14 protein-coding genes are annotated in these 16,991 nt (G+C 70.1%); 7 read left to right on the forward strand and 7 right to left on the reverse strand.

From position 1 onward, the window contains the following. Nucleotides 1-269: 269 nt before the first annotated feature. A complete protein-coding gene (locus AB0C30_RS24120) occupies nucleotides 270-1,853 on the reverse strand; it encodes an MDR family MFS transporter (RefSeq protein WP_357947871.1) in 1,584 nt (527 codons plus the stop codon). Nucleotides 1,854-1,966: 113 nt separating this feature from the next. Between AB0C30_RS24120 and AB0C30_RS24125 the strand changes: the two genes are divergently transcribed. Beyond that, nucleotides 1,967-2,605 (forward strand): helix-turn-helix domain-containing protein, encoded by a 639-nt coding sequence (locus AB0C30_RS24125; protein WP_357947874.1) that lies wholly within the window; start codon nucleotides 1,967-1,969, stop codon nucleotides 2,603-2,605. On the opposite strand, the gene AB0C30_RS24130 is transcribed toward AB0C30_RS24125, so the two are convergent. Both AB0C30_RS24130 and AB0C30_RS24135 read right to left on the reverse strand, forming a co-directional pair. Then, entirely contained in the window at nucleotides 2,577-5,882 is a 3,306-nt protein-coding gene (locus tag AB0C30_RS24130; RefSeq protein ID WP_357947876.1) for a glucodextranase DOMON-like domain-containing protein, read from the reverse strand. The two genes, AB0C30_RS24125 and AB0C30_RS24130, sit on opposite strands and share 29 nt — an antisense overlap. Before the next feature lie 58 nt (nucleotides 5,883-5,940). Further along, a complete protein-coding gene (locus AB0C30_RS24135; protein ID WP_357947879.1) occupies nucleotides 5,941-7,098 on the reverse strand; it encodes a DUF418 domain-containing protein in 1,158 nt (385 codons plus the stop codon). A 242-nt stretch (nucleotides 7,099-7,340) separates the two neighbouring features. Here AB0C30_RS24135 and AB0C30_RS24140 point away from each other — a divergent pair, with 242 nt between their 5' ends. The 3 genes from AB0C30_RS24140 to AB0C30_RS24150 all read left to right on the forward strand — a co-directional run bounded on the left by AB0C30_RS24140 (nucleotide 7,341) and on the right by AB0C30_RS24150 (nucleotide 9,231). Then, complete coding sequence (locus tag AB0C30_RS24140; protein ID WP_357947880.1) at nucleotides 7,341-8,030, forward strand: type 1 glutamine amidotransferase domain-containing protein; 690 nt, start codon at nucleotides 7,341-7,343, stop codon at nucleotides 8,028-8,030. Beyond that, entirely contained in the window at nucleotides 8,027-8,737 is a 711-nt protein-coding gene (locus AB0C30_RS24145) for a dienelactone hydrolase family protein (protein ID WP_357947883.1), read from the forward strand. The genes AB0C30_RS24140 and AB0C30_RS24145 overlap by 4 nt, the downstream gene beginning before the upstream one ends. 86 nt (nucleotides 8,738-8,823) lie before the next feature. Then, nucleotides 8,824-9,231 (forward strand): nuclear transport factor 2 family protein, encoded by a 408-nt coding sequence (locus tag AB0C30_RS24150; RefSeq protein WP_357947886.1) that lies wholly within the window; start codon nucleotides 8,824-8,826, stop codon nucleotides 9,229-9,231. 124 nt (nucleotides 9,232-9,355) lie between these two features. Here the strand turns inward: AB0C30_RS24150 and AB0C30_RS24155 are convergent, their stop codons facing one another. After that, nucleotides 9,356-10,258 carry a TauD/TfdA family dioxygenase gene (locus AB0C30_RS24155; RefSeq protein ID WP_357947888.1) on the reverse strand — a complete coding sequence of 301 codons (903 nt, stop codon included), beginning with the start codon at nucleotides 10,256-10,258 and terminating at the stop codon, nucleotides 9,356-9,358. A 261-nt stretch (nucleotides 10,259-10,519) separates the two neighbouring features. On the opposite strand from AB0C30_RS24155, the gene AB0C30_RS24160 reads away from it, so the two are divergent. After that, on the forward strand, nucleotides 10,520-12,118 hold the full coding sequence (locus AB0C30_RS24160; protein WP_357947890.1) for a protein kinase: 1,599 nt from the start codon (nucleotides 10,520-10,522) through the stop codon (nucleotides 12,116-12,118). Here the strand turns inward: AB0C30_RS24160 and AB0C30_RS24165 are convergent. The 3 genes from AB0C30_RS24165 to AB0C30_RS24175 form a co-directional block, all read right to left on the reverse strand. Beyond that, nucleotides 12,010-12,498: a DUF4832 domain-containing protein gene (locus AB0C30_RS24165; protein ID WP_357948148.1), complete on the reverse strand. Its 489-nt coding sequence runs from the start codon at nucleotides 12,496-12,498 to the stop codon at nucleotides 12,010-12,012. The genes AB0C30_RS24160 and AB0C30_RS24165 overlap by 109 nt on opposite strands. A gap of 156 nt (nucleotides 12,499-12,654) precedes the next feature. After that, entirely contained in the window at nucleotides 12,655-13,908 is a 1,254-nt protein-coding gene (locus AB0C30_RS24170; protein WP_357947893.1) for an FxsB family cyclophane-forming radical SAM/SPASM peptide maturase, read from the reverse strand. A 92-nt stretch (nucleotides 13,909-14,000) separates the two neighbouring features. Beyond that, a complete protein-coding gene (locus AB0C30_RS24175) occupies nucleotides 14,001-14,198 on the reverse strand; it encodes a hypothetical protein (RefSeq protein ID WP_357947896.1) in 198 nt (65 codons plus the stop codon). Nucleotides 14,199-14,578: 380 nt separating this feature from the next. Between AB0C30_RS24175 and AB0C30_RS24180 the strand changes: the two genes are divergently transcribed. Both AB0C30_RS24180 and AB0C30_RS24185 read left to right on the forward strand, forming a co-directional pair. Continuing rightward, nucleotides 14,579-14,791, forward strand: coding sequence for a hypothetical protein (locus AB0C30_RS24180; RefSeq protein WP_357947899.1), 213 nt, complete (start codon nucleotides 14,579-14,581; stop codon nucleotides 14,789-14,791). A 34-nt stretch (nucleotides 14,792-14,825) separates the two neighbouring features. Beyond that, the gene (locus AB0C30_RS24185; protein ID WP_357947902.1) at nucleotides 14,826-16,955 is read left to right on the forward strand and encodes a hypothetical protein; all 2,130 of its coding nucleotides are present in this window, start codon (nucleotides 14,826-14,828) and stop codon (nucleotides 16,953-16,955) included. Nucleotides 16,956-16,991 lie beyond the last annotated feature (36 nt).

The following is a 16,991-nucleotide window of genomic DNA, read 5'->3' on the forward strand; positions in this document are numbered from 1 at the left end:
CGCAGCAGCGCAGGTACGGCTGGCTCGGCGGGAAGCTCCACTCGACCACGCCGGACGGGACGGTCCTGATCGGCGGGCGCCTCTACGACCCGCGCCTGGGCCGCTTCCTCCAACGTCCCTACTGATCCCGGGCCGCTTCGCTCGAAGAAGCAGCCCTATTGAGCCGCTTCTTCGAGCGGCCCGACAAAACCGTAAGGGTGCGGTTCCGGTCATCAGGTGATCGGAACCGCACCCTTACGTGGCCGGGGAGACCCCCGGCCCGTGCGGACTCAGCCGCTCATGGCGACCGACTCGGCCTCGGCCTTGGCGTTGTCCGCCTGCGGCTTGACGGCGCCGCGCAGCGGGACCTGGCGGATGAACAGTGCGGCCACGATGCCGATGGCGGCCACGACCGCGCCCCAGGTGAACAGCGCGGTGATGCCGTTGGTGACCGCCTGCTGGAACAGGTTCTGGACCGCCTCGGGCAGGCGGCGCAGCAGCTGCGGGGTCATCGAGGCGGCCTGGCCGGCGACGGCGGGAGTGCCGACGAGGGTGTCGGTCAGGTGGCTGGTGTAGACGGCACCGAGCAGCGAGACACCCAGCGAGCTGCCCATGTTGCGGAGGAAGGTCGACACGCCGGTGCCCGCGCCCATGTCACGCAGCGCGAGGCTGTTCTGCGCGATCAGGGTGCTGGTCTGCATCAGCCCGCCCATGCCGGCGCCGAGGACCACCATGTAGAGGGCGGTCACCGTGGTGGAGGTGGCGACGTCCATGGTGGCGAACAGCGCCAGGCCGATGGTGACCAGGACGGCGCCGACGATCGGCACCGACTTGTAGTGCCCGGTCTTGCTGATCAGCTGGCCGGCGGCCAGGCTGACGGCCATCGAGGCGATCATCATCGGCATCAGCAGCAGGCCGCTGTTGGTTGCCGAGGAGCCCTGGACGAACTGCTGGAACTGCGGCAGGAAGCCCATCGCGCCGAACATCGCGAACCCCGAGATGAAGGCGACCGCGCCGGACAGCGAGAAGTTGAGGCTCTTGAAGACCCGCAGCGGCATGATCGGCTCGGCCACGCGCCGCTCGACGAAGATGAAGGCGACGAACGCGACCACGGCCAGGGCGATCAGCCCGAGGATCTGCCCGGAGCCCCACTCGTACTGGGTGCCGCCCCAGCTGGTGACGAGCACCAGGGCGGTGATCCAGATCGTCAGCAGGCCGGTGCCCCACCAGTCGATCACGGCCTTGCCGGTGCCCTTGGGCAGCTTGGCCAGGGTGATCCAGCACAGGACCAGGGTGACCGCGCCGAGCGGCAGGTTGACGTAGAAGGCCCAGCGCCAGCTCAGGTTGTCGGTGATGAAACCGCCGATGAGCGGGCCGCCGATCATCGCGACCGGCATGACGGCCATCATCACGCCCTGGTACTTGCTGCGGTCGCGCGGCGGGATCATCTCGCCGATGATCGACAGCACGCCGACCATCAGTCCGCCCGCGCCCAGCCCTTGGACGGCGCGGAAGGCGACCAGCTGCGCCATATCCTGGGACGCGCCGCACAGCACCGAACCGAGCAGGAAGATCGCCACAGCGGTGGTGAAGATGATGCGGCGGCCGTAGAGGTCGCCGAGCTTGCCCCAGATCGGTGTGGCCACGGTGGAGGCCAGGACATAGCCGGTGGTCACCCATGCCAGGTGCTCGAGGCCGCCCAGCTCGCCCACGATCGTGGGAATCGCCGGGGCGACGATCATGTTGTCCAGCATCGCCAGCAGCATGGCGACGACCAGACCGCTCATGGTCACCAGGATCTGGCGATGGCTGAACCCTAACCCGACCTGCTCTTCTTCCGCTCCCGAGGCGGTGTCCGCGCTGTCCTTGGCCATTACGTGCACTCCTGTCGATCCATAGAACTTACCTGTCGGTCGGCAAGCGTACTTGCTAACCGACCGGTAGGCAAATAGGCTGTGTAACAGTTTTGAAGCAAGAGGGAAGAGCCATGACCAAGACGGAGTCGGCGCCGGGTGCGCGGCGCAAGGGCAGCCAGACGCGAGCCGAGATCCAGGAGGCCGCGCTGACCCTGTTCACCGAGCACGGCTACGACGCCACCTCTATGCGCGAGATCGCCGAGCAACTGGGCATCACCAAGGCGGCGCTCTACTACCACTTCGACAGCAAAGAGGCCGTCATCGTCAGCCTCTTCACCGACCACATGCGCGCGATGGACGAGCTGCTCGACTGGGCGGCCGGGCAGCCGCACTCCCCGGAGCTGGCCGCCGAGCTCCTGAGCCGGTGGCTCACGATGAGCAGCCAGCAGGGGGTGCGGAACATGCGGTTCGCCGTCGCCAACCACACCGCGCTGAAGACGGCCATGCCGACGGGTCAGAGCAGCCCGCTGGAGCGGACCGACCGGGCCACCCGGCTCATCCTGGGGCCCGGAGCCTCAGTGCAGGATCAGCTCAGCGTCCGGCTGGCTCTGCTCAGCGTGCACAGCGCCGTGCTGGCCGCTCAGGGCACCGAGGCGACGAACGACGACATCGTCGCCGCCGCGATGCGCACGGCGACCCTCCTGGTCAGCCACCTGTTCCCCGACCTGCCTCTCCTCAGCCTCAGGGGACCGGAACCGCCCGCAGAGTGACCGGGCCGAGGAGCGGGTTCAGTTCGTCGGCTTGCGACTGTCCGGCCGGGGTGAGCACGTCCACGGCCTTGGGCACGCCGCCGGGGTCGACGGAGCACAGGGGAGCGGTCCCGCCGGGGGCGCACACGCCGAACTGGTACGGCTGGGGAGTGGCGGTGAAACCCCTGGCCTGGTCGGCGCTGAACCCGTCCTGACCGGCGAGCACGACCGCGAACCGCCAGCCGGGCCCCGGCGTGCCGAAGTCCGCCTTGGGCAGGGCGATCGTGATCGTTCGGGTGGTTCCGGAGCCGCGGACGGCGGCTCCGGACCGGGCGGCGCCGGCGGCCGTCACCCAGACCGGGGCGGCGAAGCCCTGCGCCTCGATCCGCTGCGACCAGGCGTCCTGCTCGGCGATGCGGTAGTTGCGCTGCGGGAACGCCGGATCGGTCGAGCGTGCGGTCACGGCCGGGTCCTGGACGTACACGTCGAGCAGCTGGGCGCCGATCTGGCTGCCGAAGGTGGGAGTGAGGTCGGCGATCTCGGCGCGCAGGTAGACGGTGCTCGCGTCCGTGATCACCTGGAACCTGCGCAGGTCGAAGGCGCCCGCGTGGAAGTCGGCGGCCGTCGGGTAGGCGTAGGTGCCCGGCCCGTCGTCGTCGCCTTCGGGGTCGGTGACGTCGAGGACGGTCGTGGCGCCGGTGATGTCGCCGATGACCGACCGCCGGGCGTACCCGGTGCGGCCGTCGAAGGTCTTGGTCGTTGGGGTGGTCACTGTGCGGCCGTCGGGGGTTGTGGCGGTCACGGTGAGTACGACCTCGCCGAACGAGACCGGCGCCTGGGCGGTGAAGCGGCCGTCGGCTCCGGCCCGTACCGAGACGACCTTGGTGGCTGCGCCGATGTCGATGGGCGTGGCCGCGACGTCGACGCGCGCGCCGGGCGCGGTGGTCCCTTCGACCGTGACCGATGTGCCGGTGGCGGTGCTCCCTTCCGCCGGGGCGGTGACGGTGAGCGGCGCCGTCGCGGGCATGCCGTGGGCGGCGTAGCGGCGGCGTACGATCTCGGGCTGCTCGGCCGGGCGGCCCATCGCGAGCGAGAGGATCAGCCGTACCTCCTGGGCCTGCGCCCAGGTCAGCGGGGAGGCCGAGCCGGCGGGCTCGCCGTCGCGGAAGCCGATCGAGGCGGTGGCCGGGTCGGTGCCGTACGGCGCGGCGGCCAGGTCCGGGTTCTCCCACGCCTGCTCCGGGACCAGGCCGGTGCCGGAGGACATGGCCCGCATCGCCGCCAGGAGGGACGCCGCCGTACGCGGGTCGCCGGTCTGCAACGCCTGCTCGGCCCGTTCGCCGGACAGGACCGGCCACAGGTGGCCCGAGCCGGTGTTCGCGGTGGGCCAGGGCCGCCCGGACGGGGCGCAGGAGGTGGGGTCGGGCTCGTAGCAGTCGCCGTAGCCGTCCTCGGTGCCCGCGGTGTCGGAGCCGTAGCGGTACCAGCCCCGGCCGTTCGGCGTCGTACGCCCGATCACCCGGTCCACGACCGGCAGACTGGCCAGCACGTCGGGGTCGGTGGCGGGCAGGACGCCCAGCCGGGTCAGCTCCAGGAAGCCCGCGTCCACCACCCGGCGCTGGTCCTCGGTCGGGCCGCCGTTGCCGAGGTTGTACGGGGCGGCGGCGTCCGGGTCGCCGGTGCGCGACAGGCGCAGGAAGTAGCGGGGGGCGTACGGGCCGGTCGTGGTGACCGTCCAGCCCTTGACCGAGCGGGCGAAGTGGTCGGCGGTGGCGCGGTAGAGCCTGGCCCGGCCCTGGTCGTCGCGGCCGGCGGCGATCTCCCCGGCGGCGACGAGACCGGCGATCTCGGCCGCGATCGTGGACGGCGAGTAGCCCTGCTGCTCCTCCCAGCGCTCGACGCCGAACGCGGGCCCGTGCGCGACCAGGAAGTCCGCGGCCTGGCGGACGTGTTCCCACAGCTCCGCGCCGATCCCGGCCTGGTGGGCCATCAGGATCGGGTACGCGCTCTCGTCGAGCTGGTCGCCGCCCGAGTCGGGGGCGAGCTGGCCGTTCAGCAGGGAGTTGCGCGGCAGGCGGCCGTCGGGCAGTTGCTGGCGTTCCAGCAGGAAGCGGGCCGTGGCGCGGGCGGTGGCCAGGTCGCCGTCGGTGAGGAAGCCGGTGAACGCCTCGTACAGGTCGCGGGCGAACACCTCGCGATACGACCCGAAATAGACCGCCTTGCCGCCCACCTTCTCGCCCGCGCCGACCGCCTGACCCCATGGGCTGGCCAGCGAGGCGACGACGGCTCCGGGGAAGGTCTTGTCCTCGCTCGCCTTCAGCACGTTGGCGGACAAGCGGTAGGCGTCGGCGAGCGAGGCGGGCGGCTTGCGCAGCCCGGCGTCGTAGGTGGCCCAGCCCGCCTCGTACCGGGCTCGGGTGGTCTCGAACGGCCGGGTGGCGGCCTCGCCCGCGGTCCGCAACGCGGCGGCCACCGTACGGCCGAAGCCGAGCGCGAAGGTCACCGCACCCGAGCCGTCCAGGGGCAGCCGGGCGGTGGCGACCACGTTGCCGTCCGGCGCGGTGGCGTTGGGGGTCAGCGTGTGGTCGGCGTCCAACTGCGCGGCGCCGTCGCTGGGCGTTCCCGCGTAGCCGACGCCCGCCTGCGGCAGCCGCCGCTCCGCGCGCAGCGCCAGGTGGGTGGGTACGGCGTAGTCGCGGGCGGGTGCGGAGGTCTCGGTGTTCGGGTCGGAGATCACCGGGGCGCCGGTCTGGCCGTCCACCACGCCGCTGTCTGCCCCGCCGTTCGGCGTGCCGCCGCCTCCGTTGCCGTTGACGCTCGCGTCCAGCCGTACGTACAGGCGCAGTCCGGCGGGCTGGAGCCGGGTCCTGACCACGACGGCGTCGCTGTCCGGATCGGTGAGATAGGTGGTGGTCAGGCGGTAGCGGCCGGTCTTGCTGGAGGAGGTGATCGTGCAGGTCATGCCGGAGCGGTCGGTGCTCACCTTGTAGGTGGTGTCGCGGGACTGCAGCTCGGTGAACGTCGTGCCGTCGGTGACGGCGAACTGCATCGTCTCGACGTTGGTGTTGTCGATGGTCGGCTCGTAGACGTCGGACAGCACGCCGCCCGCGACCGTGTACCAGACCTTGGAGGCCCGGCCCGCGGCCGTACCGACGCAGTCCTTGCGCGCCAACCCGAAGTGGGACGCCGCGCCCGGCCCGGCCGGAGCGGGACCCCGGGCCATGGCGGGCGCGGCGGGCAGTCCGACCAGCGCGGCGGATACGACGAGGGCAAGTGTGAACCGTCGAACCGTGGCCATGCCGTGCCCCCTCGGATCCGCCCTTTTCGTTGCAGAGAAGACCAGGCCCTGATCCGTGTCAACCCCGACCCGCGGTGAGGCGGCGAAGGCCGTACTCGATCGGGCCGTAACGATGGCTCCGCAGCCACCACCAGCTCAGCCCGAGCAGGAGCGCGTAGATCACCGCGGCCACGCCCATCACGGCGAGCGGCGACAACTTGCCCGCCAGGGCCAGTCCGTAGCCGGTGAAGACCAGGCAGCAGAGCAGCGACTGCCCGATGTAGTTGGAGGCCGCCACCCGCCCGGCCGGCGACAGCACGCCGATGACGGCGGGAAAGCGCTTGAACGCCTGGAGCAGGGTGACCACGTAGGCGGCCGTCAGCAGCACCGAGCCCACGTTGTTCACCGCCAGCGCGAGCAGATCCAGCGTGTCCCCGGACGAGGACGACGCCCAGGTGAAGAAGACCGCGGCGGGCAGGCCGACGCCGAAGCCCAACCACTGGACGCGCGGCACGAGATGGGCCCAGCGCTCCGGCTCCTCGAACAGCCTTGACCGGCCCGCCGCCAGCCCGAACAGGAACATCGCCATCGCCATCGGCCCCTGCCCGATCCACACCATCGCGGCCAGCGCCGGGTACGTCTCCACCTGGAACGACAGGAAGCTCAACGGCCCACCCGTGACCAGCGCCTCCGCCCGCGCCCCGGCCGCCGCGTCGGTCACCGCCGCCGTGCCCGCTGCCGTGCCCGTCGCCGGGTCGAGCAGGGTCAGCCCGGCCAGCAGCAGCCAGATCACCGACATGACGCCGATGATGACGCAGCCGGTGACGACGGCCTTCCTGGGCGAGATGCCGCGCATCGCCAGCAGGATCACTCCGAGGGTGGCGTACAGCGTGAGGATGTCGCCGACCCACAGCAGGAACCCGTGCAGCACCCCGATCACGAAGAGACCGAGGCAGCGCCGCAGCATCCTGGCCTTGACGTTGACCCCGTCGCGCGTCTGGAGCGTGAAGGAGTAGCCGAACAGGAAGGAGAACAGGATGTAGAACTTCGTCAGCACCAGCGTGCTGACGAGGTACGCGACCGGCCCCTCGGTGATGGGCAAGATGCCCGTCCCCACGGCGTAGCCGGGATCGGCGAAGAACCCGATGTTCGCCACGAGGATGCCCGCCAGCGCGAACCCCCGGACGGCGTCGATCTCGTGCACACGCCGTGAGCCCGGCGCCTCGGTCAGTGTCATGATCCCGACGCTAGAGAAGCCGAGCCCACCGGCACATCGACCTTTGGCAGCCTCCAAGGCCGACCAAAGTCGCTGGATCCTTCCGTTCCTCCGGAGCAGGTGTCCTTCCCGAAGGACCCTAGCCACCACGGACCGTCACAGGGATACGGTCGTGGGCGGAGCGGCCAGCTATCAGAATGCTGATGGATGCACCCACATGGGGCTATTGGCGGCCGATGGCCCCCGAGGGCGATCATGGGGCCATGACCCAACGCATTCTGATCGCACTGACCAGCCACGCCGCACTGGGCGACACCGGCAGGGACACGGGTTTCTACGTCCCGGAGGCGGCCCATCCCTGGGAGCTCTTCACCAAGGCCGGATTCGAGGTCGACCTCGTGAGCGTCGCCGGTGGCGAGCCGCCGCGCGACGGGGTGGACCTGGACGACCCCGTCCAGCAACGCTTCCTCGCCCTGCCGTCGCTTGGCAAAACACCTCGGCCGGAGGATGTTGATCCGTCCGGGTACAGCGCGATCCTGTTCGCCGGCGGGCACGGCACGATGTGGGACTTCCCTGACAACCCTGCCATGGCCGCTCTGACCCGTACCATCTGGGAGAACGGCGGCGTAGTCGCCGCCGTGTGCCACGGCCCGGCTGCCCTGGTCGGCGTGACATTGTCCGACGGCACGCCGCTGGTGGCGGGGCGCCGGGTGGCGGCCTTCACCGATGCCGAGGAGGCGGCCGTCGGGCTGACCTCGGTGGTTCCTTTCCTGCTCGCCTCCCGCCTGCGCGAACTGGGCGCCGACCACGTGCCCGCCCCCGACTTCCAGCCCCAGGTGATCCGCGACGGCCGCCTGGTGACAGGCCAGAACCCAGCCTCCGCCACAGGTGTGGCCGAAGCCGTCCTGTCCGCCCTTGCCGACGTCGCCTCAGGCACCGGCACGGCACCGTGAATCCCACGGTGCTGACCAGCGACGGTCCCATGGGTGGATACCTCGTCCGCCCCGCCGGGGACGGCGTGTATCCGGCCGTCATCGTGGCCCACCAGCTGTTCGGGCTGACCGAGGACGTGCGCGCGGTCGCGGACCGGATCGCGGGCATGGGGTACGTGGTGCTGGCCCCCGACTACTACCATCGCGCCGACCCGGGCGTGGAGCTGCCGGCCACCGACGAGGGCCGCGCACGCGGGTTCGAACTGATAGCGACGCTGAGCCGTACAGGAGTGCTGGAAGACACCCGCGCGGCCGTCGACTACCTCGCGGCCCGCGACGACACGAGTGGCGCGGTCGGCATGGTGGGCCTGAGCCTGGGCGGCCACCTGGCCTACCTGGCCGCCACCCAACTCGGCTTCCCGATTACCGTGGTCCTGTACGCGGGCTGGCTGACGGGCACCGACATCCCGGTGAGCAGCCCGGAACCCACGCTCGACCTGACCCCGGGCATCAAGGGCAAGCTGGTGTACATCGTCGGCGACCGCGACCACGCGATCACCGAAGAGCAGCGGACGGCCATCGCCGAGCGCCTTCGGGCCGACGGGATCAGGCACGAGATGGTCGTCCTGGCGGGCGCCCCACACGCCTTCCTGGCACAGGAGGACTCGCCGTACCACGCCGAGACCTGGCAGCGCATCGAACGGGCCCTCGCCGACGAACTGGCCTGAGCCGTCCCGAGCCGCAGGCGAACCCTCAAGTAGCATCTATCGTGCGGGCCGAGCGACATTTCTACTGGTCACGAGGGGTGTAACGAGTGAACAGCGCAAGGGATCCCGAAGCTGAGATCCGGGCTCGGCTCCAGGAGCATTGGGCGGCCTCCGAACGCGGCGATGTCGACGCCGAGCATTCGATCTACGCCGCGGACGCGATCCTGGACTACCCGCAGTCGGGCGAGCGCTTCAGAGGCCGGGCGAGGATCCAGGCGCAACGCGGCGGGCACCCGGCCGAACGCCACTTCACCATCCGCCGGATCCTGGGCGGCGGCGGCGTTTGGGTGAGTGAGTGTGTGATCACCTATGACGGCGTGCCCACACACTCGCTCAGCGTCATGGAGATCACCGATGGCCTCGTGACGCACGAGACCCAATACTTCGCCGACCCCTTCCCCGCACCTCCCAGCCGGGCTGCGCTGGCCGAGCCGATCCCGGTCCGCGACCAATAGGAAATGCACGCCCGGCCGCCCACCATCCCGGCCTGGCCGGGCGGGACCACCCCCTCGATCGATCGGCGGTCTCGCTCGGCCAGGCCGCGTAGTCGTCTCCCTGGACGACAGGCCGTTCGCGGGGTCAGGCCGCGACAGGTGAGTACGCGGCCGCGTCCCCCTTCAGCACCGTGCTGGTCCGTCCGTCCACGTCCACCGGGACGTCGCCCGCGATCGTGACCCGGTGCAGGCGGCGCGGTTGGTCGCCGAAGTCGTGCACGACGCGGTGCTGGGTGGCGCGGTTGTCCCAGATGGCCACGTCGCCGGGCGCCCATCGCCAGCGGACGGTGTTCTCCACCTGGGTGACCTGCTCCTGGATCAGCTTGATGACCGAGGCGGAGGTCTGCGCCGACAGTCCGATCAGCCGCTTGGCGAAGTCGCCCAGCAGGATGGCCCGCTCGCCCGTCTCCGGGTGTACGCGCACCACCGGGTGCTCGGTCTCGTAGACGGTGGCGGCGAAGACCTCGGCGTACTCGCGGGTCCGCGCGGGATCCTCCGACGTCGCGATGCGCGCGTAGTCGTACTGGTTGGTGTGTACGGCCCGCAACCGGTCGAGCAGGTCACGCAGCTCGGCGGGCAGGTACTCGTAGGCGGCCACGGTGTTGGCCCACAGCGTGTCGCCGCCCGCCGGGGGAATGGTGATGGCCCGCAGGACCGAGGCGAGCGGCGGCCGGTCGACGAACGTGACGTCGGTGTGCCAGCGGTCGACCTTGTGCCCCTTGCGATAGTCGAGGTCGAGGATGTGCGCGTTGTCGTCGAGGGCGGGCACGGTGGGATGCGCGGTGGTCAGGTCGCCGAGCAGCCGGGCGAAGGCGACCTGCCGCTCCTCGTCCAGGTGGTCCTGGCCGCGGAAGAAGAGCACCTTGTGGGCGAGCAGCGCGAGGCGGATCTCGGCGACGACGTCGGCGGGCAGGTCGCCGCCGAGCCGTACACCGCTGACCTGGGCGCCGATCCGGCCCGCTACGGGGTCGATGTGCAGGGTTGACATGGATGTGGTCCTTCCAGAAGACGGGATGTCGGCCGATCAACGGAAGGACGGACAGAGCGCGCTGGCCACGCGGCAGAAGTCCACGTGACCTCGGATGGTGAGAGCCGTGGTCGTCACAGTTCTCACCGTAGATCGGGAGATGCCTATAGTCAACACAACAGGTAGGAAATATAGGTTTTGCCGATTCCGGCTGCTGGTGCCGTGCGCAATCCGCGTGTGGGGCTGACTCGAATAAGGGGTGACTTTCCACGGGAGGAAGCGATGCGCGCTATCGAACCCCTGCGTACGGGTGACCCACGCCGGCTGGGCGTCTATCGGGTGATCGGCCGGATCGGCAGAGGCGGCCAGGGCGAGGTGTACCTCGCGGAAGCGGACCGGCCGGAAGGGCCGACCGGGCAGCGTGTCGCCGCGAAGCTGCTGAACGCCGGTTCGTGGGACGACGAGCGGGCGCAGCGCATGTTCATGCGCGAGGTGGCCCTGGCCAAACAGGTGGCCCGATTCTGTACGGCCCAGGTGGTGGACGCCGGGATGCTCGGCGGTCAGCCGTACTTGATCAGTGAGTTCATCGACGGGCCCTCCTTGGCCGAACGGGTGGCGAAGGACGGTCCGGTCATCGGGAGCGCGCTGGAGCGGCTCGCGATCGGGACCGCCACCGCCCTGACCGCCATCCACCAGGCCGGCATCGTGCATCGCGACTTCAAGCCGGGAAACGTGCTGATCGGTCCCGACGGTCCACGCGTCATCGATTTCGGCATCGCCCGTGAGGCGGACACCACGGCCACGGCGACCAGCCAGATCATGGGCACGCCCGCGTACATCTCGCCGGAACAACTCGCCGGCTTGCCCGCGGGCGCCCCCTCCGACGTGTTCGCCTGGGGTGTGACGATCGCGTTCGCGGCCATGGGGAAGGCGCCGTTCGGGCAGGACTCGATTCCTGCGGTGATCAACCGCGTGCTGAACGATACGCCCGATCTGTCCCCGATCCAGCTGCCGCTGCGCGACCTGGTGGAGCGATGCCTCGCCAAGGACCCGGCGACCCGGCCCACCGCGCAGGAGCTCCTGCTGACGCTGCTCGGGGGCAGGTCGGGCGACCTCAAGGCCGCCGCCGACCTCGCCCCACCCGCCGCCCTGTCCGCCGAGCCGCCTATTGATCCGCCTACCGAGCAACCCGCTGAGCCGTCCACTGGGCCGTCCGCCGGGCCGTCCGGTGGTGCGCGGTCGGGGCGTCGCGTGGCGCTCACGGTGGCCGCCGCCCTGCTGGTCGGTGTCGGCGTAGGCGCGGCAGCCGTACGGCCGTGGGCCCCGCGGACGGTGAGCGCGGACACCCGGACCGGCGCGACCGTCACCACCCACCCCCCGACGCCCAGCCCGAGCGCGACCAGCCTGGACACAGCCAACCTGACCACAACCAACCTGACCACAACCAACCTGACCACGACCGGCCTGACCGGGACCAGTCCGGCCACCCCCAGCGCGACACCCAGCCCGACGGTGCCGGTCGTGGCCGGGCTGCGGCAGAAGGACGCGGCGTCCAGACTCCAGCAGGCCGGGCTGGCCCCCGGAAAGCTCACCCCGGACTGCTCCACCGGTGGCCCGCCCGGCAAAGTCCTGCGCGCCGCCCTACGGCCGGGCACGAGCACGGTCGACCTGGTGATGAGCGCGGCCCGCGCCCGCGTGCCCGACGCGCGCGGCTGGCCGCTCGACGCGGGAAAGGCGGCCGTGGAGAAGGCCGGCTTCACGGTGAAGGTCGGCTACCGGAAGGGACCCGACTGGATCGGCAAGGTGGCGGCCCTGAGCCCGCCCGCCGGAGCGACCGCGTGCACCGGCACAGAGGTGGAGATGTCGATCGGCGTCAAATGATCGGCGGCCGTTGGGCGCGCGGCAGAATTCAGGCATGTGCGTCGAGGAGCTGTCCACGGCCGAGCGCCGGCTGTGGACGGTGGCAGCAGGCTGTTGAAGCCGTTGGTGGCCTCCCAGACGTTCTCGTTGGCCAGCCGGATCGAGTATTCGGGCCGGGACGACAGCTGCGGGTCGGGCAGGTCGAGCAGCAGCGCGTAGGTGCCCGCCGACATGCCCGACGGCAGCGTCACGTGGTCGATCGCCGCCGTGCCGCCCGCGAGACAGAGGCGGGGATGGCGTTGAGCGGGAAGCGGTACACGGCCTAGGCGGCGGGTGATCTCGGCCAGGCAGTCGCCGCTGTTCCAGCCGCTGATGACGTCGGGGTAGTAGTCGGTGTTCAGGTGCGTTCGTGAACCCGGACGGGTTCGGCCTGGTTACCGAGGACTCTGCCCGGTGGGCGCGCGGGGCCTGAGGAACTTAAGAATTTCGCCGAACGCCCGAAGACCGCGTCGTGTTCGCGGTCTTCGGGCTGTCCTGCTCGGGAAGGCGCCGCTGGGTTAGTTGTGTTCCAGTACGTCCTTGGCCACACGCTCGACGATGTGGCCGATAAGACGGGACAAGTCGGCGCAGTAGACGGACGGGTTGAGATAGCCGGTTCCGACCTTGTAGCGGTGGGCGTAGAGTCCACCGCCGCAGATGTTGCTGATCGGGCAGGCCTTGCATGTGTCGCAGAGCGCGTCAGCACCGATCTGCCGGGCGACCGAGCCGGGCTGCAGCATGAGCGCGTCGAGCGAGTCACGTGACACATGGTGGCCGCTGATCGCGGCTCGATTGAAGGACGACTTGAGCTGGTGGCAGAAGTCGATCGAGCCGTTGGTGTCGATAGTGAGCGATTGGAAGGGTGCGAGTCCCACGGTCTCCGCGTGGCTGTGCCCGCCCAGGACGAGGTTGATGATCTCGTCGAACAGGCGGATCGACGTCGGACGTACCGGAGCGTCATACCATCGATCGAAAATCGGGATCAGCCAGTCGGCGTACGTCGTGGTATTCGAGTCGCCACCCCAGGCCGGCGGCGGCTGGTTCCAGTTTCCATGCGGGAGCAGGAAGTCGACCATGGGCGGCTCATGGGCAATGAGCATCTCGTAGACGTCGATCGGGTCGTTGGCCACGTCGACCGTGCACAGCAGGCCGGAGAACAGGTCGCGATACTCCGGGGTGCGCAGGGCGTTGAGGCCGCTGATGGTCGCGTCGTAGCTGCCGCGACCGTTCGCGTACTTGCGGTGCCGGTCATGCGCTTCCCGGCCTCCGTCCAGACTGACGTAGGCGCGGATTCCACATTCACGCATCAGCCGGAGGTTGTCCGGGGTGAGGAGCACCGCGTTCGTGGTCATACGGATGTCGAGCTCGATGCCAGGTGGCGTCTCGGCGTGGAAGCGCTCAGTGAGATAGGTGATCAGTTCGGGGCCCGCCATGAGCGGCTCGCCGCCGTGCAGAACCACCTTGGCATCAGGTATGTCATCGGCGTGGGCCCGCATGTGTTCACCGAAGCGGGCGGCGGCCTGGTCCACGGTGTCCTTCGACATAGTGGCCGGGTTGTCTTTCCAGCTGTCATCGGCCATCTCGTATACGTAGCAATAGTCACACGAGAGGTTGCACCTGCTGTGAACTTTGAGAACGAATTCGACGAATGGTTTTGGCCGCCACTGCGGATCCGCCAGGGCCGCGTCGACGACATCCTTCGTCGGCCACTCACTGACCTTGGTACCTAGGCTCACCATCGAGTTAAGGCTGATCAGGGGGAGTTCTCTCACTTAAACCATCCTTACCCTGTATTTTCGCAGGGAGAAGGCTGCGCGGCTTGGACTGCAAGACGCCGCGCAGCCGGAACTCGGTTGCCCTGGGATCAGCTATTGAACCAGCGCGCCGGCGTGTAGACGGCGTCGTCGCTGGCCACGCGGTCGAGCGCCGCGCCCAGCGCGCTAGAACCGGTGTCGGCCGAAGCCGCGGCCGCGCCGACAGTGAGCGCTGCGGCCGCGGCCGCAGTAGCGGCGGCGAGGGCCGCGACTCGCCGCAGGTGTTCCAGGTTGGACTTTTCGGGCATGTGATATCTCTTTCCTGTAAAGGAATTAATTACCTCCAGATCGTAGGCATGGCGATCTTCGTCCGCAAGCCTGTGTTTTTACCGTCCTTTTCAGTGGACCGTGACATTTCATGTCACAGCAGCAGCCGCTCGAGGCCTCGGCGTGGCGAAACGCCAGGTCGCGGACGGTGCTGAATGCGGGCCGGCCAGGCTACGTCCGGGGAGATGGTGTTTGAGAAGGCCACCCGTAATCCAACGGACCGCTAAGAGGAAATCGCCTTAATGTTAACTTTTCTACTATTTGTCTCATTCGTCGAGTCGGCTTTCTTGCGGCGCCGCGCGTCATCGATTTCGGCATCGCTCGTGAGGCGGACACCACGGCCACGGCGACCAGTCAGATCATGGGCACCCCTTCGTACATCGCGCCGGAGCAGCTCGTCGGCTTGCCCGCGGGCGCGCGCGGCTGGCCGCTCGACGCGGGAAAGGCGGCTGTGGAGAAGGCCGGCGACCGGAATGGTCGCGACTGGATCGGGAAGGTGGCGGCCCTGAGCCCGCCCGCCGGAGCGACCGCATGCACCGGCTCAGAGGTGGAGATGTCGATCGGCGTCAAATGATCGGCGGCCGTTGGGCGTGCGGCAGAATTCAGCCATGCGCGTCGAGGAGCTGTCCGCGGCCGAGCGCCGGGTGTGGGAGGCGTTCCCCCGGGGCGAGCTGGTCGACTTCCGCACCGGGAAACCGGACGAGGACGACCCGGCGACCGGCGCGAGCTGGGGCGCGGAGCGGACGGTCCGCGCCGGAGTGATCACTGAGCTCCTCCTGCGGGAGGAATCAGCGCGGTTACCGGCCAGGTGGGAGGAATCAGCGCGGTCACCCGCCCTGCGGGAGGAATCAGTGCGGGTACCCGCCCAGTGGGAGGAATCGGCGCGGTTACCGGCCCTGCGCCTCAAGGGCGCCCGCGTCACCGAACTCCTGGACCTGACCCACGCCACCATCGGCCACCCGGCGCGGTTCCTCTCCTGCGACTTCGAGCAGGTGCCGCGCCTGTACTGGGCCCGCTGCCAGCAGCTGAGCTTCACCCGGTCCCGGCTGCCCGGCCTGTCGGCGTCGAACGCCCAGATCGGCGGCCACCTGAGGCTGGAGAGCTGCCTGTTCACGGGGCGGGTGGAGCTGCGCGGCGCCCACATCGCGGGCAGCCTCACGCTTGACCACGCCCAGGTGCGGGCGCCGGGGCTCGCGATCGACTGCGACCGGCTCCAGGCCGACCGCGGGATCGCCGCCATCGAGCTGCGGGCCGAGGGCCACGTGCGGCTGTCCAACGTCAAGGTCGGCGGTACGTTGATCATGGACGACGCCCGGCTGACCGCGACCGACCGGCACGCTCTGACGCTGGACGGCCTCGTCGCCGACGGCAACGTGTTCTGCCGGTGCATGACGGTCACCGGGATGATCAGCCTGCGCAACGCCCGCGTCACCGGGCCCTTCGCCCTGACCGGCACCACCATCGACCACCCGGGTGAGATGGCCTTCCGCGGCTCGCGGATCACCGCCGAAGGCGGCCTCTACCTGGGCGGGACCTTCTCCGCCAACGGCACGGTACGGCTGGCGGACTCCCGCGTCGACCGCGAGCTCAACCTGACCGGCGCCCGCCTGGACAACCCCGGCGGCGACGCGCTCCAGGCAGAGGAGATCCAGGTCGAGGGCACGATCGAGGCGCGCGGGCTCACGGCACGCGGCCGGGTCGACCTGTCCCAGGCCCGCGTCACCGGATCTCTGCGCCTGGCCGGCGCCGACCTCTCCGCCCCGGGCAAGGTGGCGCTGGACGCCGACGGCATCTCCATCGGCGGCGCGCTGGCCTGCGTCGACGGGTTCCGGTCCGCGGGCGTGGTACGGCTGGTCGACGCCACCATCGGCACGATCGCCGACTTCAGCGGCGCCCGCCTGAGCAACACCCCCGGCGGCAAAACGCTGGACGCGGCCGCGGCGACCATCGGCAGCGGGCTGTTCTGCGGGCATGGCTTCACCTCCGACGGCGAGATCACGCTGATCGGCACCCAGGTCCGCCGGCACGTGTACTTCAACGACGCCACACTCGCCAACCCCGGCGGCCGGGCGCTGGCGGCCTGGCAGTTGGAGGCGAGTGAGCTGTACCTACGCCCGAAGTCGGCCCCCGAAGGCACCGTCGACCTGCGGCACGCCCGCATCGGGGTGCTGCGCGACGACCCCGCCACCTGGTCGCCGCGTCTGCAGGACGGCCTGACGTACGAGGCACTGGATCCCACGCTGCCCGCCGCCCGGCGGCTGGCCTGGCTGGAAGACGGCTCGGACGAGTACGTGCCGCAGCCGTACGAGCAACTGGCCAACACCTATCGGCGGCTCGGGCACGACGAGGACGCCCGCACGGTCCTGCTGGCCAAGCAGCGGCGGCGGCGCGCCACGCTCCGCAGGCCCGCCCGCGCATGGGGCGTGCTGCAGGACGTCACGGTCGGCTATGGCTTCCGGCCGCTGCGCGCCGCCGCCTGGTTCGTCGCGCTGCTGGTCGTGGGGGCGACGGTGTTCGCGCTCGACCGCCCGCCGCCTGCCGAGGCGGGCAAGGGGCCCGTGTTCAACGCCGTGGTGTACGCCCTGGACCTGCTGTTCCCGTTGATCGACTTCGGCCAGGAGAAGGCGTTCCAGCCGGTCGGCGGCGCCCAGTGGGTCGCCTACGGCCTGGTGCTGGCGGGCTGGATCCTGGTCACGACCATCGTCACCGGCATCACCCGGGCCCTGTCCCGTCAATAAGCCGTCACGGGACGACGAGCGCCTGCCACGATGTAG

Source organism: Nonomuraea sp. NPDC048901 (assembly GCF_040649695.1).
GTDB lineage: Bacteria > Actinomycetota > Actinomycetes > Streptosporangiales > Streptosporangiaceae > Nonomuraea.

What these genes read in the sequence shown, in the direction of transcription:
- AB0C30_RS24125 (WP_357947874.1), top strand. Translation starts at nt 1,967, where the DNA reads ATGACCAAGACGGAGTCGGCGCCGGGTGCGCGGCGCAAGGGCAGCCAG.
- AB0C30_RS24185 (WP_357947902.1), top strand. Translation starts at nt 14,826, where the DNA reads ATGCGCGTCGAGGAGCTGTCCGCGGCCGAGCGCCGGGTGTGGGAGGCG.
- AB0C30_RS24160 (WP_357947890.1), top strand. Translation starts at nt 10,520, where the DNA reads ATGCGCGCTATCGAACCCCTGCGTACGGGTGACCCACGCCGGCTGGGC.
- AB0C30_RS24120 (WP_357947871.1), bottom strand. Translation starts at nt 1,853, where the DNA reads ATGGCCAAGGACAGCGCGGACACCGCCTCGGGAGCGGAAGAAGAGCAG.
- AB0C30_RS24140 (WP_357947880.1), top strand. Translation starts at nt 7,341, where the DNA reads ATGACCCAACGCATTCTGATCGCACTGACCAGCCACGCCGCACTGGGC.
- AB0C30_RS24135 (WP_357947879.1), bottom strand. Translation starts at nt 7,098, where the DNA reads ATGACACTGACCGAGGCGCCGGGCTCACGGCGTGTGCACGAGATCGAC.
- AB0C30_RS24130 (WP_357947876.1), bottom strand. Translation starts at nt 5,882, where the DNA reads ATGGCCACGGTTCGACGGTTCACACTTGCCCTCGTCGTATCCGCCGCG.
- AB0C30_RS24155 (WP_357947888.1), bottom strand. Translation starts at nt 10,258, where the DNA reads ATGTCAACCCTGCACATCGACCCCGTAGCGGGCCGGATCGGCGCCCAG.
- AB0C30_RS24175 (WP_357947896.1), bottom strand. Translation starts at nt 14,198, where the DNA reads ATGCCCGAAAAGTCCAACCTGGAACACCTGCGGCGAGTCGCGGCCCTC.
- AB0C30_RS24180 (WP_357947899.1), top strand. Translation starts at nt 14,579, where the DNA reads ATGGGCACCCCTTCGTACATCGCGCCGGAGCAGCTCGTCGGCTTGCCC.